19 protein-coding genes are annotated in these 15,645 nt (G+C 32.3%); 3 read left to right on the top strand and 16 right to left on the bottom strand.

Annotated elements, in window-relative coordinates; all coding sequences use genetic code 11:
- Nucleotides 1-15: 15 nt before the first annotated feature.
- From LQ673_RS08905 to LQ673_RS08860, 10 genes are all read right to left on the bottom strand, one after another.
- Complete coding sequence (locus LQ673_RS08905) at nucleotides 16-720, bottom strand: FadR/GntR family transcriptional regulator (protein ID WP_025906426.1); 705 nt, start codon at nucleotides 718-720, stop codon at nucleotides 16-18.
- Between the two features lie 79 nt (nucleotides 721-799).
- Entirely contained in the window at nucleotides 800-1,168 is a 369-nt protein-coding gene (gene dhaM / locus LQ673_RS08900; RefSeq protein WP_191836468.1) for a dihydroxyacetone kinase phosphoryl donor subunit DhaM, read from the bottom strand.
- Between the two features lie 2 nt (nucleotides 1,169-1,170).
- Entirely contained in the window at nucleotides 1,171-1,746 is a 576-nt protein-coding gene (dhaL, locus tag LQ673_RS08895; protein ID WP_159315431.1) for a dihydroxyacetone kinase subunit DhaL, read from the bottom strand.
- A 12-nt stretch (nucleotides 1,747-1,758) separates the two neighbouring features.
- Complete coding sequence (gene dhaK, locus LQ673_RS08890; protein WP_037588994.1) at nucleotides 1,759-2,724, bottom strand: dihydroxyacetone kinase subunit DhaK; 966 nt, start codon at nucleotides 2,722-2,724, stop codon at nucleotides 1,759-1,761.
- Between the two features lie 331 nt (nucleotides 2,725-3,055).
- Nucleotides 3,056-4,711: an alpha-glucosidase gene (locus tag LQ673_RS08885; protein WP_191836476.1), complete on the bottom strand. Its 1,656-nt coding sequence runs from the start codon at nucleotides 4,709-4,711 to the stop codon at nucleotides 3,056-3,058.
- Nucleotides 4,712-4,725: 14 nt separating this feature from the next.
- Nucleotides 4,726-5,730: a LacI family DNA-binding transcriptional regulator gene (locus LQ673_RS08880; RefSeq protein ID WP_037588996.1), complete on the bottom strand. Its 1,005-nt coding sequence runs from the start codon at nucleotides 5,728-5,730 to the stop codon at nucleotides 4,726-4,728.
- Between the two features lie 15 nt (nucleotides 5,731-5,745).
- The gene (locus tag LQ673_RS08875) at nucleotides 5,746-6,588 is read right to left on the bottom strand and encodes a sugar ABC transporter permease (RefSeq protein WP_025906438.1); all 843 of its coding nucleotides are present in this window, start codon (nucleotides 6,586-6,588) and stop codon (nucleotides 5,746-5,748) included.
- Nucleotides 6,588-7,856 (bottom strand): sugar ABC transporter permease, encoded by a 1,269-nt coding sequence (locus tag LQ673_RS08870; RefSeq protein ID WP_107609238.1) that lies wholly within the window; start codon nucleotides 7,854-7,856, stop codon nucleotides 6,588-6,590. The genes LQ673_RS08875 and LQ673_RS08870 overlap by 1 nt, the downstream gene beginning before the upstream one ends.
- Before the next feature lie 8 nt (nucleotides 7,857-7,864).
- The gene (locus LQ673_RS08865; RefSeq protein ID WP_239705385.1) at nucleotides 7,865-9,118 is read right to left on the bottom strand and encodes an extracellular solute-binding protein; all 1,254 of its coding nucleotides are present in this window, start codon (nucleotides 9,116-9,118) and stop codon (nucleotides 7,865-7,867) included.
- Nucleotides 9,119-9,159: 41 nt separating this feature from the next.
- A complete protein-coding gene (locus LQ673_RS08860) occupies nucleotides 9,160-10,260 on the bottom strand; it encodes an ABC transporter ATP-binding protein (protein ID WP_058611907.1) in 1,101 nt (366 codons plus the stop codon).
- 249 nt (nucleotides 10,261-10,509) lie between these two features.
- On the opposite strand from LQ673_RS08860, the gene LQ673_RS08855 reads away from it, so the two are divergent.
- Together LQ673_RS08855 and LQ673_RS08850 are read left to right on the top strand one after the other, a co-directional pair.
- Nucleotides 10,510-10,968 (top strand): MarR family winged helix-turn-helix transcriptional regulator, encoded by a 459-nt coding sequence (locus LQ673_RS08855; protein ID WP_025906446.1) that lies wholly within the window; start codon nucleotides 10,510-10,512, stop codon nucleotides 10,966-10,968.
- Nucleotides 10,961-12,397 (top strand): YhgE/Pip domain-containing protein, encoded by a 1,437-nt coding sequence (locus tag LQ673_RS08850; protein WP_025906449.1) that lies wholly within the window; start codon nucleotides 10,961-10,963, stop codon nucleotides 12,395-12,397. The genes LQ673_RS08855 and LQ673_RS08850 overlap by 8 nt, the downstream gene beginning before the upstream one ends.
- Before the next feature lie 162 nt (nucleotides 12,398-12,559).
- Here the strand turns inward: LQ673_RS08850 and LQ673_RS08845 are convergent, their stop codons facing one another.
- The 3 genes from LQ673_RS08845 to LQ673_RS08835 are packed head-to-tail and all read right to left on the bottom strand — an operon-like array spanning nucleotide 12,560 to nucleotide 14,246.
- Complete coding sequence (locus tag LQ673_RS08845; protein WP_191836469.1) at nucleotides 12,560-13,564, bottom strand: zinc-binding alcohol dehydrogenase family protein; 1,005 nt, start codon at nucleotides 13,562-13,564, stop codon at nucleotides 12,560-12,562.
- An 18-nt stretch (nucleotides 13,565-13,582) separates the two neighbouring features.
- Complete coding sequence (locus tag LQ673_RS08840) at nucleotides 13,583-14,023, bottom strand: GNAT family N-acetyltransferase (RefSeq protein ID WP_191836470.1); 441 nt, start codon at nucleotides 14,021-14,023, stop codon at nucleotides 13,583-13,585.
- Between the two features lie 19 nt (nucleotides 14,024-14,042).
- A complete protein-coding gene (locus LQ673_RS08835; protein WP_037589002.1) occupies nucleotides 14,043-14,246 on the bottom strand; it encodes a DUF1272 domain-containing protein in 204 nt (67 codons plus the stop codon).
- 87 nt (nucleotides 14,247-14,333) lie between these two features.
- On the opposite strand from LQ673_RS08835, the gene LQ673_RS08830 reads away from it, so the two are divergent.
- Nucleotides 14,334-14,477: a hypothetical protein gene (locus LQ673_RS08830; protein WP_167739975.1), complete on the top strand. Its 144-nt coding sequence runs from the start codon at nucleotides 14,334-14,336 to the stop codon at nucleotides 14,475-14,477.
- 23 nt (nucleotides 14,478-14,500) lie between these two features.
- Here the strand turns inward: LQ673_RS08830 and LQ673_RS08825 are convergent, their stop codons facing one another.
- From LQ673_RS08825 to LQ673_RS08815, 3 genes are all read right to left on the bottom strand, one after another.
- A complete protein-coding gene (locus tag LQ673_RS08825) occupies nucleotides 14,501-14,962 on the bottom strand; it encodes a DinB family protein (RefSeq protein WP_126477234.1) in 462 nt (153 codons plus the stop codon).
- A gap of 17 nt (nucleotides 14,963-14,979) precedes the next feature.
- Complete coding sequence (locus LQ673_RS08820; RefSeq protein ID WP_025906454.1) at nucleotides 14,980-15,351, bottom strand: VOC family protein; 372 nt, start codon at nucleotides 15,349-15,351, stop codon at nucleotides 14,980-14,982.
- An 80-nt stretch (nucleotides 15,352-15,431) separates the two neighbouring features.
- Entirely contained in the window at nucleotides 15,432-15,641 is a 210-nt protein-coding gene (locus tag LQ673_RS08815) for a helix-turn-helix domain-containing protein (protein ID WP_037589004.1), read from the bottom strand.
- Nucleotides 15,642-15,645: the final 4 nt, after the last annotated feature.

Raw genomic sequence — 15,645 nt, 5'->3', positions numbered from 1 at the left:
TATGATTATCAAGTATTATTGTTCTGTTTTTTTAATATTACTGAGTACAACTTTTTCCACTTCTTCTAAATGAAATGCCATCTTATGTTGCGCAAGTTCTGCATTTTGAGATTTAATAGCTTCAAAAATTTCTTTGTGCTCGTTATATAACTTCTCTATTGATTTACTTTTCGTATATAAATAAATTCTTCTTGTTTCTTTCATTGTATGTCTCATAATTTCAGATACATTTAACAATAATTGTTTAAGCATATCATTTTTAGCCGCTTCTACTACAGCTAAATGAAATTTCAAATCAGAAGCTTCTCCTAATTCATTGTCTTGAATGGCTTGTTTCATATCTTTTAATGCAGATTCAATAGCATGCAAGTCATCATCCGTTCTTTTTTCAGCTGCAAGTCTTGATACACCGACTTCAACAATTTTACGGACTTCTAGTAGATTTTCAATATCTTTAACGTCTCCATTAATTGCTTCGATATTAAAATAAACTTCTTCTCTTTCAACGATGAAAGTCCCTTGCCCGTGTTTAATTTCTACATATCCCATTGCTCTTAACGCATTCAATGCTTCTCTTATCGTTGCTTGTCCTACCCCAAAACTTTCAGATAAAGCCTTTATAGATGGTAAGCGGTCTCCTATTTTCAAACGACCTTCATTAATATCTAATATGATGACATCTGCAACTTTTTCGTATAATTTCTTGTTCGATATCTTCATTCTTCTTTCTCCACCTTGTTAAAATCATTAGTAGAGCAATTATATCATTTAAAATATATTTCATCTTAAAGAATTTAAATTATTGATGAAATTCTCTTTTAATACTTTCCATTGCTTCTTCTAATGTTGCACCTGTTGATAAAGATACACTCGCTAAAAATGCACCTTCTACAATGGGACCGTCTACTTTGTACAATTTATGTTCACCATCATATAAGTCTAACGCCATTTCTAAATTCATTTCAGATGAACCAATATCATAAAATAACAATGCATCTTCAGTTAACGCATCAATTACTTCATTAACCGTATCAATACTTGTACCGATTCCACCTTCATTTGTACCGCCATTTGCGATAACTGTAACACTTGGAGACATTTGCTCCAATAATGCTTTTACACCTTGTGCGATATCGTTACTATGACTAATAATACCTATTGTCGCCATGTTTACACATCCTCACTTAAAGCTTTTAATACGTATACCATACTTTGAGCACCAGGATCTATATGTCCTATAGAATCTTTTTTGAAATAGGCTGCTCTACCTTTAGTTGCTTCTAAATCTTTCGTATCTTCAGCGAACTGTTGTAACACATCTTCAGATAATGACTCTCCATTTGATAAATGATCTGAGGCTTTTAACAACACATCATACATTGTTTTTTCGCCACCTGTTACTTTACCTCTAGCAGCAACAGCATCTTTAAAAGTATTGATATATTCTAATAAATTATCAGAAGTGATTTCGTCATAATCTAGACCTGCCATTTTAACAAAGCTAAATCCATACAATGGACCTGATGCACCACCTACTGAACTCATTAAAGTCATGCCTGTAGATTTCAATACATCACTTACTGTATCTCCTGTAACTTTTTCGTCTACTGCTTTAAATCCGCGTAACATATTAACACCATGGTCGCCATCACCAATTGCTCTGTCTAATTGTGTTAAATTTTGTTCTTCTTGTTCAAATGTATGACTTAAATCTTTAAGTTTGTTTAACAATGTTTCTGCGTTCATTTAAAATGCCTCCTATTTAAAATATTTACTTTCTGTCGGTGCGTTAAATGCTTCTTCAACTTCTTGTTGATAAGGCACTAATGTAATAGAAAATCCTTGCATATCTAATGCAGTCATATAATTTCCAACAAAGTATTTTTTAACATCTAATTTATTTTGTTCTGCATATTCATTAAAATAATGTGCGATGATTGCAAGCTCTGAATCAGGTGTCGCACCCATACCATTAATCATAACAATTAATGATTTATCAGAAACTTCCTTTTCAAGTTCATGCATTAAACGGTTAATGATTTTATCGATTGTTTCAATATTTTCTTGATAAATACCACGTTCACCATGAATACCAATACCAATCTCCATTTTATTATCATCTAAATCAAATCCGTATTGACCAGTTGTTGGTACTAAACAAGGATAAATGGCCATTCCAATCGTTCTAATATTTTCAATAAATGATTCTACTTTTTCTTTAATAGCTGCTAAGTTATATCCATTATCAGATAGATAGCCGGCATACTTATGTACAAGAACTGTACCCGCTACACCTCTTCTATCTTGTTCATTTTCAATAGAAATATCATCACGTACGATAACGGATTGGCAAGAAATACCTTCCATTTCTGCCATCTCTTGTGCCATTTCAAAGTTCATAACATCTCCGGCATAGTTCTTAATGATTAATAAGACACCTTCATCAGTCGCGACATGTTTAATCGCTTCGAGAATCTTATCTGGTGTAGGAGAAGTGAAGACTTCACCACATACAGCTGCATCTAACATACCTTCAGCAACATAACCAGCATGCGCAGGTTCATGACCAGACCCACCACCAGAAACTAAAGCAACACCACTCTTTTTAACATTTTTACGAACGACAACATTGTCGCTAATAATTTCAACTGAGTTATCCATCACTTCGATTCCCTTAAGCATATCCGCTACAAAGTTTGTTTTTTCATTCATTAATTTCTTCATATAATGACCTCCCGTTGAATTCTATGTTTTCTATTCCATTATAAAACGTTTAGATAGGTAAGCGTTAACAATATGAGTTAATAAGAAATGATAATTTGGGAATGAGCTTGTATGTGGCGCATGCGGACAGAATTCTGAGAAATGTCCCTAACGAGGGGACGTTCTTATTACCACTTTTCCGAATTATGGTAGTTACAGCATTCTTATTACCACTTTTCCGAATTATGGTCGTTAGCGCCTTCTTATTACCACTATTCTGAATTATGGTCGTTACATTCCCACACATAAATAAAAAATCCGAGACAAAGCCTGTTGTCTCGGATCCCCACTCTTATTCTTCTATTCGATATACTCTTGTTTCAAATGGTTCTAATATGTTTGTATCTTCTATCGTTGTATAGTTGTGTAATAATAACTTACTTTTTTCTAAATTAAGTGGATATGTGATAGTAGCTTTTTCGCCTGTTAAGTTACTCATAATAATGACTTCTTCGTTATCTAATATGCGTTTATAACTATAAATTTGTTTATGATCTTTATCGACTAGTTCGTATTTACCGTAATTAAACACGTCGTAATCTTTTTTCAATTGAATCAAACGCTTATAATAATTTAATACAGAATGTTCATCTTCTAACTGATCTGCTACGTTGATCGTTTTGTAATTTGGATTTACGTGGAACCATGGTTCTGTTGTTGAAAATCCTGCATACGCACGATTATCCCACTGCATCATTGTACGAGAATTGTCTCTATTTACTTTACTCAAATTATTTAATAAAGATGATGTATCTTCGCCATTTTGTTCTTTCAATTTAATTTCATTTTTAACTGAAACATCATTAAAATCTTCTAATGATTCAAACGGATAGTTCGTCATCCCTATTTCTTGTCCTTGATAAATAAACGGTGTCCCTTTTTGTAAGAAATAATTTGTCGCATGACTTGTTGCACTTTCATACCAATACTGCTCATCATCTCCCCAAGTTGAAACGAGCCTTGGTTGATCATGATTTTCGATAAATAGCGCATTCCAGCCAACTCCTTCAAGTTGGTCTTGCCATTTAGACATGATATTTTTATATTGAATAACATCAAATCCACTATCTTCTGTATTCCATAATCCTAAATGTTCGAACTGAAAAATCATATTAAATATACCATTATCAAAGCCTACCCAATCATTCGCATCATCAGTACTGACACCATTTGCTTCTCCTACTGTCATAATGTCATATTTATTGAATGTTTCATCTCTCAATTCACGTAAATGATTTAATATACCTGGTCTATTCGTATAACGTTCAAATGCTGCTTTATACTGCTCATCACCTGGTTCGACTGGTATGTCGCCATCTTCAAATGATTTTTGAATATGTGTAATCGCATCTACGCGGAAACCATCGATGCCTTTATCAAACCACCAGTTAATCATTTTATATAATTCAGAGCGAACCGCTTCATTCTCCCAATTTAAATCTGGTTGTTTTTTACTGAAAATATGCAAGTAGTATTCATCAGTTTCTTCAGTTTTTTCCCAAGCTGAACCGTTGAATATACTTCCCCAGTTATTAGGTTCTTTGCCGTCTTTTCCTTCTTGCCATATGTACCAATCTCTTTTAGGATTGTCTTTACTCGATTTAGACTCGATAAACCATGGATGTTCATCTGATGTATGATTGATGACTAAATCCAATATGAGTTTCATACCTTTATCGTGCGTCTCTTTTAAAAGTAATTCGAAGTCTTCCATCGTACCAAACTCATCCATAATATCTTGATAATCACTAATATCATAGCCATTATCATCATTAGGTGATTTAAATATTGGTGAAACCCAAATCACATCTATACCTAGACCTTTCAAATAATCTAACTTTTCTCTAATACCATTTATGTCACCAATACCATCATTGTTAGAATCATTAAAACTTCTAGGATAAACTTGATAACATACCGCTTCTTTCCACCAAATTCGTTCCTCCATCATTCAGTCACCTCTTATTTTATCGTTGATTTTCTCTCTATTATATCTGTTGGAATAATCGTATTTTTTCTTAAAATATTAGGATTCTCAATCAGTTTAATTAAAGCTATACCCGCTTCCTCACCTAAATGTTCAGGATAAATATTTACGACCGTTTGAGGTGGTGAAGCAAAAGTATTAATAAATGAATCATTAAAAGTTGCTGTCATCACTTCATCTGGCACTCTTATATTAAGTTCATATAATGCACTTAATAAATTAATATTGATCATGCTATCTGACGTAATAATCGCTGTAGGAAAAGTCGCACTTTCTTTCATTTCTTTAATGATTGCTAATATTTCATCTCTGTTAGGATTTGCATGGTAAATGTCATATTGGTTAATACCATGTTTATCGCAAGCTTTCTTAAAGCCTTCTACCCTGTCTAATGCAACAGCATATGAATCTGGTTCAGCTATAAAAGCTAAATGCTCATGCCCTTTATCAATCATAAATTCTGTAATCATTTGACTTGCTTCGACATTATCATTGTCGATATGAATAATTTCTCTTTCGCCTAGTTGTTTACCTACAACAACAAACGGAAATTGATATTTTTTGAGTAGTTGTGTAACCGGATCATTCTCTTTTGAATAAAGCATAATAAAGCCATCTATCGATTTAGATTTAATGAGATTTTCTACTTCAACTAATAAGTCAGCTTGTTCAACAGAAGTTGTCATAATCGTTGAATATTCTCTTTGTTTACAGGCTATTGATATCCCCATCAGAACATCTGTAAAGAATGGGTTTTGCGTCATTTCTTTAGAAGCTGATTTTAAAATTAAACCAATCGTTTTAGATTTTTGTGTTACAAGTGTTCTCGCGGCAATATTAGGTTGATAGCCCAATTGCTTCATCACAGCTTTTACTTTCTTTGATGTCTTTTCACTTATACTTTTATGTCCACTAATCACTCTTGATACTGTTGATGGTGCAACATTTGCTTCTTTCGCAACATCTTTTATTGTAACCACGAGATCACTCCTTTATTATCCTTTTGTAGCACCTGCCGTTAATCCAGTCACTAAGTATCTTTGTAATAATAAGAATACGATAGAAATTGGAATTGCAATCATCATTGCCCCAGCAGCAAATACTGTAAAGTTGTTTCCGAATTTATCATTTATAAAATTAAATAATCCGACTGCTAGTGTGTATTTTTCAGGACTTCTTAATAAAATTCTTGGCAAAATAAAGTCCATAAATGGTCCCATAAAATTAAATAATGCAACAACTGCTAGAATCGGTTTAGCTAACGGTAACATAATTGTGAAAAATATTCTCATATGTCCTGCACCATCTATTTTAGCAGATTCATCTAATTCTTTAGGAATTGTATCGAAATATCCTTTTACTAAGAAAGCATTCATCGGAATGGAACCACCTATATAAATTAACGTAAGACCGAATAGTGAATCTAATAAGCCTATTGTATTTAATAAGATATAAATTGCTACCATTGCCATCAATACCGGGAACATTTGTAAAATTAAAAATGCAATCAGTCCATATTTTCTACCGACAAAACGATATCTAGAAAATGCGTATGACGTTAAACCAACAAAGATCACTGAAAATAATGCATTAGCCGTCGCCACGATTAAAGTATTCTTATACCAAGTAAGGTAGTCACTTGATGGATCAGTTAGTAAATAAATATAATTTTTCAAAGATGCATCTTTCGGTATCATAGAAGAACCATAAAGATTGGAACCTGAGTTAAGTGATAACCCTAAAGTCCACAGTAATGGATAAATAATGATAATAAACATAATAATCAAAATGCCATACATGATAATCGCTCTTAATATATTTTTATTCTTCTTATTCATTAAATATCCCCCTCATCTTTAAAAGTACTTGTCTTTCTAAATTGTAAGAATGCAATAATGGCAATAAACACACCGATAATTAATGAAATCGTTGCAGCCATATTATAATTTTGCATATCAAATGTTAATCGATAAACCCATGAAATTAAGATATCTGTACTACCTGCATTCTGACCAGAAACAGGTGGACCACCTTTATTAAATAAGTAAATTAAATTAAAGTTATTAAAGTTTCCTGCGTATTGCATAATTAATAATGGTGCAGTCGCAAATAAAATATGTGGAAACGTAATATTTCTAAATTTTTGCCAACTTGATGCGCCGTCCATATCTGCCGCTTCATACCAATCTGATGAAATACTTTGTAGAACACCAGTGAATAAAGCAAATACGAATGGGAATCCAAGCCAAACTTGAATTAAGATTAAAGCAACCTTTGCCCAGAATGGATCATTTAACCAAGCTGGTGCAATGCCGAATAATGGTTGTAGGATATCATTATTAATCGAACCAAAATCATCATTAAAAATGGCCGCAAAGATTAATATTGTCACGAACGATGGAACTGCCCAAGGTAAGATTAATACTGTTCTAATAAGCTTTTTAAATCTAATAAGTGGATGATTAACAATAATAGCGAGTAATAACGCTAACGCGATTTGTAAAGTAGTCGCTACTAAAGTCCAAACAATCGTCCAAGTTAATACGTTAAAGAATGTTGTCTTCCAAATAGGTACTGTAACTAATGACTTAAAGTTATCAAATCCTACCCATTCTAATAAATGTCTAGGTGGTGCATTATATAAATTGTAATTTGTAAAAGCTAAAAAACACATGAATAAAAGTGGAAATACGACAACAAAGATTAATAAAAAGATACCCGGTGATATTAATAAATATGGGAAAGTCTTATCCCATGTCGCCGTCATTCGACCTTTACGATCTTTAATTTCAAATCCTTTATTATATTGATCTGCATTACGATAAGCATCTATAATATTCACGACATATAAAGTGATCGCAAATGCAATTAATAATAACGATATGATACCTTGTGCTAATAGAACCCTTGAATCATCTAATTTAGGCACTGTACCTAAAGTGAATAATCCCCAGAACCCAATATTCATAAATTGATAAAATACTGAAATGAAACTAATAAAAAATACGATAAATATACTACCTTTTATATATCTTTTATTATAGAATTGGCCAATACCTGGAATAATCGATAGTATGGCAGCTAATTTTGGATTTCTCATTTTCACACCTTCTTTTATTTTTTAGATGCATTCATAATTTCTACTTGTTCATTAATACCGTTTTTCGCTTCATCAAGCGCTTCTTTAGGGTCTTTACCGTTGGACATAAATGTCGCTGCATTTCCCATCGGATCCCATACTTGACTCATCTCTGGAATATTTGGCATTGGAATGGCATTTTGAGCTTGTTCTTCATATGGCTTTAATAATTCATTTTTAGAAGAAACGTCTGTACGACCTGTAATTTCTTGCATTTCATCTGTATATTTCTGCATATTATCTTTATTTGTTAAATACAGCATTAAGTTTTTAGCCCAGTACTTCTCTTCGCTATATTCGGATATAAACCAACCTCTTACCCCTAAGAATGGTTTCATTTCTTTACCATTATCAGTTGGGAAAGTTGCAGTTCCGAAATCATCGCCAAGTGCTTCTTTAAACTCATTCGTTTGCCAAGGACCTGTTACAAACATGCCTACTTTACCTTCTTTAAACAGTCCTACAATAACATCTTGATTAGCTGACTTCGTAATATAACCTTTGTCATACCAAGATTGTAATCTCTCTCCATTTTTCACGACAGATGGATCATTTACAGCAACATCATTTGTATTAAATCCATCTTTTTCTTCTTTAAATATGTATCCGCCTTGTGAGAATAAAAATGGATAATTAAAGTAGAAGTTTTTTGCATCAAACATAAATCCATATTGCTTTTTATCTTTGTCCGTTACATCTTTTGCGATTTTTTCAACATCATCCATCGTCTTTGGTGGTGTTTTAACGAGTTTCTTGTTATAGACAACAGCCGTTGATTCTACGATAACGGGTAATGCTAACTGTTTACCTTCATAATTTAAAGCTTGTAATGCTTCTTTGGAATAACCTTTTAATTCTTCATCTGTAAAATCAATTTCTGCCGCTAATCCTTGTAAATAAGCATCTCCTGCACGGTCATGCGGTTGGAAGAATAAGTCAGGTCCATTACCTGAAGGACCATCAAGCGATAAGTTATCTACTTGGTCATCTTGAGCTGTATTTTTAAGAATGACTTTAATACCTGTCTTTTTTGTATAAACTTCTGTTACTTTCTTATAAAAAGCCATTTGTCTATCGCCATCTACCCACATCGTAAGTGACTTAGGTTTGGCTGTTTTTTCATCATCATTCAGTGCTTTATCAATATCTTCTTGTGTTCGATTAGGACCACAACTTGCAAGCAATAATGTCACGAGTAATATTGAGCAAATTTTTAGTAAATGTTTCATCTAATCCCCTTCTTTCATTAATTGTTAATTCACTCAATCAATTAATTTTTAATTTTCTCTCCAGTTTCTTTATCAAAGAAGTGACATTTATTTAAATCTAAAGCGAGCTCAATTTCATCATTTGGATGAATGACTGTTCTAGCATCTAACTTGGCACAAATTTCTTCATCGTTAAATAATCCATGAATCATAATTTCAGAACCTAATAATTCACTAACAAGTACTTTAGTCTTGAAAGTTACATCTTTATTAGCATTAATAAATACAGGTTCATCATGAATATCTTCTGGTCGAATACCGAATCGTATCGTCTTGCCATCATAGCCATTATGATTAAGCATGCGTGCTTTACTTTCATTTAATTTAATCACTTGATTGCCAATCACTAATTCGTCTTTATTAACTTTTGCGTCAAAAATATTCATTGCTGGTGATCCAATAAATTGTGCAACAAATTCATTTTCTGGTGCATCATATACTTCACGTGGTGTACCTATTTGCATAATATCGCCATCTTTTAAGACCACAATACGTGTTGCCATCGTTAAAGCTTCTGTTTGGTCATGTGTGACATAAATCGTTGTAGTTTGTAATCGTTCATGCAACTTTAATATTTCTGTTCTCATTTGAACTCTTAATTTCGCGTCTAAATTAGATAAAGGTTCGTCCATTAAGAATACTTTCGCATCCCTTACAATTGCTCGACCTAATGCAACCCTTTGTCTTTGACCACCTGATAAAGCTTTAGGTTTTCTTGGTAAATATTCCTTCAATCCAAGAATTTCAGCTGCGTATTGAACCCTTTTATCTATTTCTTTTTTATTCATTTTTCGTAGTTTAAGTCCAAATGCCATATTGTCATAGACTGTCATATGTGGGTATAAAGCATAATTTTGAAAGACCATTGCGATATCTCTATCTTTCGGTGCGACATCATTCATTCTTCGATCATCAATAAAAAAATTTCCTGATGTAATGTCTTCTAATCCTGCGATCATTCTCAAAGTTGTTGACTTTCCACACCCTGATGGACCAACGAAAACAATAAACTCTTTATCTTTAATATGTAAGTTAAAATCATGTACTACAGTATTACCTTTGTCGTATGTCTTCTTTATATTCTCTAATTTCATTTCAGCCATAGATAAACCCTCCATAATTGTAATCGCTTTCAAAATTTAATATAGATTTATCATATGTGTAAAAAGTTAAAAAGTCAACAATTTTATGCAAACGATTGCATTAATAATTCACGACAATATAAACCATTTATTTTTAAAAGAAAGCCTTTACACGCAAACGATTGTATCTTTTTTGAGTTAAACCTCTTGCAATTATAGTACATAGGGTGTACTATACTCTTTGTATTAAGTACAGGAGGTGTACTAATCATGGAAGAAGAATTAAAAAAAGCTTTTAACCTATTCCAAGAATCCATCATTAATATACACAGTGAAGTTGCAAAGATTTTAAATAATTCTGGGTTAGATGAAGTTGTTTCTAAAGAACAATATCAAACTTTAAAAATTATTAAAGATTTTCCTAGATGCACATACAGTTTTATTGCCTCTAAACAAGGTGTCTTTAAGACTGCTATATCAAACAGAATTAATAAATTGAAGCATCTAGACCTCATTGCTATTCAGCAAGGCGAAGATAAAAGAGAGAAATCTGTTTTGCTAACAGATAAAGGTTTAGAACTTGTAAAGCGTACTGAAGATGTTATTTACGAAACATTTAATCGTAAACTGTCTTCTCACTTTTCAGACGAAGAAATTATAACGTTTGTTAAACAATTAGAGAAAGCTAATAAACTTATAACAGGAAAGGACAATGTTAATCATGTTTGATGATATAAAAAATTTATGGACACATAAGTTTCTACTCGTATCACTAATAGCAATTATGCTTATTCCACTTATTTATAGTTCAGTATTTGTAGGTTCTTTATGGGATCCATACGGAAAGACGGATTCATTAAAGATATCTGTAGTAAATAGCGATAATGGTGGAAAAATCAATGGTGAAAAGGCAGACATCGGTAAAGACGTAGTAGATAAATTAAAAGACAATGATAAATTTAAATGGGAATTTGTTTCTCAAGAAACTGCAGACAAACATTTAGAACATGGTGAATCTTATGCTGTCATTTCAATACCAGCTGAAACGACTAAAAATGCAGGTTCTATGTTAGATAAAAATCCTAAAAAAATCGACTTAAATGTTAAAACGAACCCTGGTTATAGTTACACTGGTTCACAAATCGCATCTAAAGCTATTACAGCTGTTGAAGATAATTTAAGTGAATCTGTTCGTGAGAAATATATTTCAGAATCATTTAAAGGTATGAATAAATTAACAGATGGTTATAAAGATACTTCTAAAGCACTTGGACAAATGTCAGATGCAGAATCTCAACTCATTGATGGTAATAAACAAGTTGAATCTGGATTAGAACAACTTGCTCCAATGGCTGGTGCAGAAGGACAACAACTTTTACAAGGCAGTATGAAAGTATCTCAAGGTTTAAGTGATTTACAAGCTAATAACGATAAATTAAAAGCAAATATTGATAAAGCTATTAAACAATCAGATGATAAATACTTTGAAGATAAAAATGTTAAAGCAATCAATAATCCAGTCGTATCAAACGAAGATGATTTAACAGAAGTTAATAACTATGGTCAAAGCTTTGCGCCATATATCTTATCATTAAGTTTATATGTAGGTGCAGTTGCATTCTCAGCAGTTTACCCTATTGATAAACGAATTGGTGATTCTACAGGATTCAAATGGTGGTTAAGTAAGTTTGCAATATTCATGATGCAAGCTTTAGGGTCAGCATTAGCATTAGCGGTACTATGTTTATACGGATTTGAAATTGATATCGCCAATCCAGGACACTTCACTTTAACACTTATCTTATGGAGTATTGCAGCATATATGATTGTGACATTCCTAACAGTTGTATTAGGTAATATCGGTAAATTCTTAGCGATTATACTATTAATCTTACAATTAGGATCAAGTGAAGGTACATTCCCAATAGAATTATCAGGTAAGTTCTTCCAAGACTTACACCCATTCTCTCCAATGAGTTATGTAATTAAAGCATTAAGAGAAAATATCTTTAACTTCACAAGCGACGTAACTTATGGACAATCAATGCTTATAATAGGACTTATCGCAATTGTATTCGCAGCACTAACATTACTTGTATATGTAATACGTTCTAAATATCCACACTTAAGACGTATCGCAAACGAAAACGACTATTAAGATGTAGAAAAGCACAACCTCGTGTGAGGTTGTGCTTTTTTGTAGTTTATTTTAAGTAGTGGCGGTGCCATTAGTTACATTTCGGCTGACTTTTGTAATTAACGCACCCGTTATAAACAAGTTTGACCAGAAGTGTTCGTAACGAAATCTCTATTAGTACACTTAATATTCTATTACTATTTTACCAATACTTTTTCCTTCTTCTATTAAACGATGTGCTTCTGTAATTGTTTCTACGCTTAATCCTTTTAGTGTCTTATTTACTGTCGTTTTAATCGTACCTCTATCTAATAAATATGTTAACTTTCTTAAATATTCGTGATGTGCGATCATGTCGTCTGTTTCATATTTTGGTCTAGTGAACATAAATTCAAATGAGAATGTCACACTTTTATCTTTTAATAAATTTAAATCTACTTTATCCATAAAATTAACAAGTGCTACGATTTTTCCTCTTGGCTTAATCATTTCTGCCATTACATTAAAGTATGCATCGCTACTATGTGTATTAAAAATATAATCTACTTGATTAATTTTATGTGCTCTTAATTCATCTGGTAAATGGTGTTTATGATTGAGCACGATGTCAGCACCCATTTTCTCTGACCATCTTCTTGTTTCTTTACGTGATGCTGTCGTGATAACTGTTAGCCCCAAATGTTTCGCAATTTGAGTAGCTACAGAACCTACACCACCAGCACCATTTATAATAAGTAACTTCTTATCTTTATTATCTTCAGGGTTAGATGAAATATTTAGTCCTTCTAATAATGCTTCAAATGACGTTAGTGCTGTTAAAGGTAAAGCTGCTGATTCAACGTAAGATAAGTGTTCTGGTTTAATGCTAACAAGTCGTTCATCAACTAATTGATACTCTGCATTCGATCCTTGTTTCGTATTTGTGCCAGAATAATATACTTCATCACCTACGTGGAATAATTCTACTTCTTCTCCGACCGCTTCTACAACACCTACTGCATCATACCCTAATATTTTAAATTCCCCATCAGATGTATTTCTTGATTTCGTATCTATAGGATTTATACTCGCAGCCTTCACATTCACTAAAATATTTCTGCCTTTAGCTTCTGGAACTGGTATATCTCTTTCTTCAAATTCATTTGATACTCTCAAATCAAAACTGTTACTAAACCCAATTGCTTTCATCTAAAAGTCACCTCTTGTTTATAAATGTTTATGATAATAGTTATGTTCATCATCGATTTGCATGCCTAATTTTTGATATAAACGATTACCAGCTTTATTTGATTTTTCGGTTTCTAAATATATTGTCTCATATCCATTTTCTTTCCCATAAGTAAATGCTTGGTTCATTAATTGCTCACCAATTCGTTGACCTCTCGCATCTGCTGTTAAAAATAAATCATTAATAATAAGTAGGTTTGACATTTTCATTGATGACAACATCTTGTATAGCTGTACAAATCCTATCACTTGCTCATTCGCTTCAGCTATAAATATAACAGCATCTTCACGAGAAACATTTCTATATATAAATTCATACGTCATCTTTATATCTGATTGTTGTCCAAAATGAACACGATAGTCATCAAATACAGCAACAACTTTCTCTATCTCATTGAGTTGTAATCTTCGAATATTCAATCCATCACCTCATTTATCCTTAACGGTCTCCCATTACAGTTTTAGTATCAGCTTTTGCTTTCGGACGAACGACTAGTTCACCATTACATTCTGGACATACATAATATAAATTTTCAGCGCATTCTCTACAGTATGTTGTTTCTTGAACACATATAAAAGCATTACTTTTCTTATGAAATTCATATCCGCATTTTTCGCAATTTGGTTTCATCTCTAAAGCCATTTCTATCACTCCATAAAAATATGTTAGTATATACATAATTATCATATCACTTTTAAGTACATAAAATGAATTTTAAGGTGTGATTCTATGGAAAAAGAATTCGTAGGTAAATGTGCCAAATGCCAAACAGATATTTATTGTAATAGTGGCTTTATAGAAGGTGTCGTGCAAGAAGACAAAACATTATTATGCTTTGACTGTTCTAATGAAAAAGAGAGAAAAGAAACATAATCGTTTCTTTTCTCTCTATATTTTTATACGCCTTGATCTAATTTATCTAACATTGATTTCATCAACTTAATTTGACCAGTATGATAATTCGTATGCAATATGCCAAATGAAATTGTTTCTGCAAAAGTATCCATATTCGCTATCGGTGCTTTTCTTGATTTGTCCATTTGTTCATCAAGTGCATTTAATATTCTTTCTAGTTGTTGATTTAATATGCCTTTTAATTCTTGGAAAGTTGGTTCTACACCTGTAAAATCTTGTGGTGAAGTACCTGGTGAGAATGATTTACCTAATTTTTCACCGAGTATATTACCTTCTTCACTTGTACCAAAGACAAATGATTCATTTGCCACAATTACGTGACCAAGTTGCCATTTAATATTATTGTTCGCTAACTCCAGTTGAAAATCCGCTTGTTTCTCATCTATATCTTTGACAACATCAGATAACATACTATAAGAAATTCGGAACTGCGTTTCTATCATTTCAATTCCCTCCGTTTTTACTCAGTAATTGCAAAATAATTACCTTGTTTATCATGAAAATTAAATACTCTACCCTCAGGCATTTCTATAATATCATGACCAGTTAATCCTTGTTCTTTTAACGACTTATATAATTCATCAAAATTCGAAGCTTTAAACATTAAAGAAGGTGTTTCTAAACTCACTTCAGGACTGTACTTTTCAATAAAAGCTTTATCGAATAATACAAATGACGTTTCAGCATCTTCACTAGGTGCAATCTCTACAGATTTGAAACCTTCAGGCAACTCGTCTTCAGACTTCACAACAAAGTTCATTACATCTTTCCAAAATTCAACAGCCTTTTCTTGATCATCAACATATAACATGACTTGATGTAACTTTTCAATCATACATATCACCTTCATTCATTTATTACATTTAGAATACGCTATATATGATTCAAGTGCAAAAATAACAAAGTTTAATTTCACTCTGTATCCTTTTCATAAACCATGATGTCACCAGGCTGACAATCCAAGTATTCACATATTGCTTCTAGTGTACTAAATCTAACAGCTTTAGCTTTTCCAGTCTTTAAAATAGATAAATTTGCGATCGTAATATCTACCTCTTGAGCAAGTTCAGTCAGAGAAACATGCCTCTCTTTTAATATTTCATCTAATTTAATTTTTATCATCTTG

It is taken from the genome of Mammaliicoccus sp. O-M54, assembly GCF_022386035.1.
In the GTDB taxonomy this organism is placed as follows: domain Bacteria; phylum Bacillota; class Bacilli; order Staphylococcales; family Staphylococcaceae; genus Mammaliicoccus; species Mammaliicoccus sciuri_A.
This window is presented reverse-complemented; position numbering and strand designations above follow the sequence as displayed.

Bases quoted from the DNA above. Each gene is read 5' to 3' on its own strand.
- LQ673_RS08905 (WP_025906426.1), bottom strand. From the start codon at position 720: ATGAAGATATCGAACAAGAAATTATACGAAAAAGTTGCAGATGTCATC.
- dhaM (WP_191836468.1), bottom strand. From the start codon at position 1,168: ATGGCGACAATAGGTATTATTAGTCATAGTAACGATATCGCACAAGGT.
- dhaL (WP_159315431.1), bottom strand. From the start codon at position 1,746: ATGAACGCAGAAACATTGTTAAACAAACTTAAAGATTTAAGTCATACA.
- dhaK (WP_037588994.1), bottom strand. From the start codon at position 2,724: ATGAAGAAATTAATGAATGAAAAAACAAACTTTGTAGCGGATATGCTT.
- LQ673_RS08885 (WP_191836476.1), bottom strand. From the start codon at position 4,711: ATGGAGGAACGAATTTGGTGGAAAGAAGCGGTATGTTATCAAGTTTAT.
- LQ673_RS08875 (WP_025906438.1), bottom strand. From the start codon at position 6,588: ATGAATAAGAAGAATAAAAATATATTAAGAGCGATTATCATGTATGGC.
- LQ673_RS08865 (WP_239705385.1), bottom strand. From the start codon at position 9,118: ATGAAACATTTACTAAAAATTTGCTCAATATTACTCGTGACATTATTG.
- LQ673_RS08860 (WP_058611907.1), bottom strand. From the start codon at position 10,260: ATGGCTGAAATGAAATTAGAGAATATAAAGAAGACATACGACAAAGGT.
- LQ673_RS08855 (WP_025906446.1), top strand. From the start codon at position 10,510: ATGGAAGAAGAATTAAAAAAAGCTTTTAACCTATTCCAAGAATCCATC.
- LQ673_RS08850 (WP_025906449.1), top strand. From the start codon at position 10,961: ATGTTTGATGATATAAAAAATTTATGGACACATAAGTTTCTACTCGTA.
- LQ673_RS08845 (WP_191836469.1), bottom strand. From the start codon at position 13,564: ATGAAAGCAATTGGGTTTAGTAACAGTTTTGATTTGAGAGTATCAAAT.
- LQ673_RS08835 (WP_037589002.1), bottom strand. From the start codon at position 14,246: ATGGCTTTAGAGATGAAACCAAATTGCGAAAAATGCGGATATGAATTT.
- LQ673_RS08830 (WP_167739975.1), top strand. From the start codon at position 14,334: ATGGAAAAAGAATTCGTAGGTAAATGTGCCAAATGCCAAACAGATATT.
- LQ673_RS08825 (WP_126477234.1), bottom strand. From the start codon at position 14,962: ATGATAGAAACGCAGTTCCGAATTTCTTATAGTATGTTATCTGATGTT.
- LQ673_RS08815 (WP_037589004.1), bottom strand. From the start codon at position 15,641: ATGATAAAAATTAAATTAGATGAAATATTAAAAGAGAGGCATGTTTCT.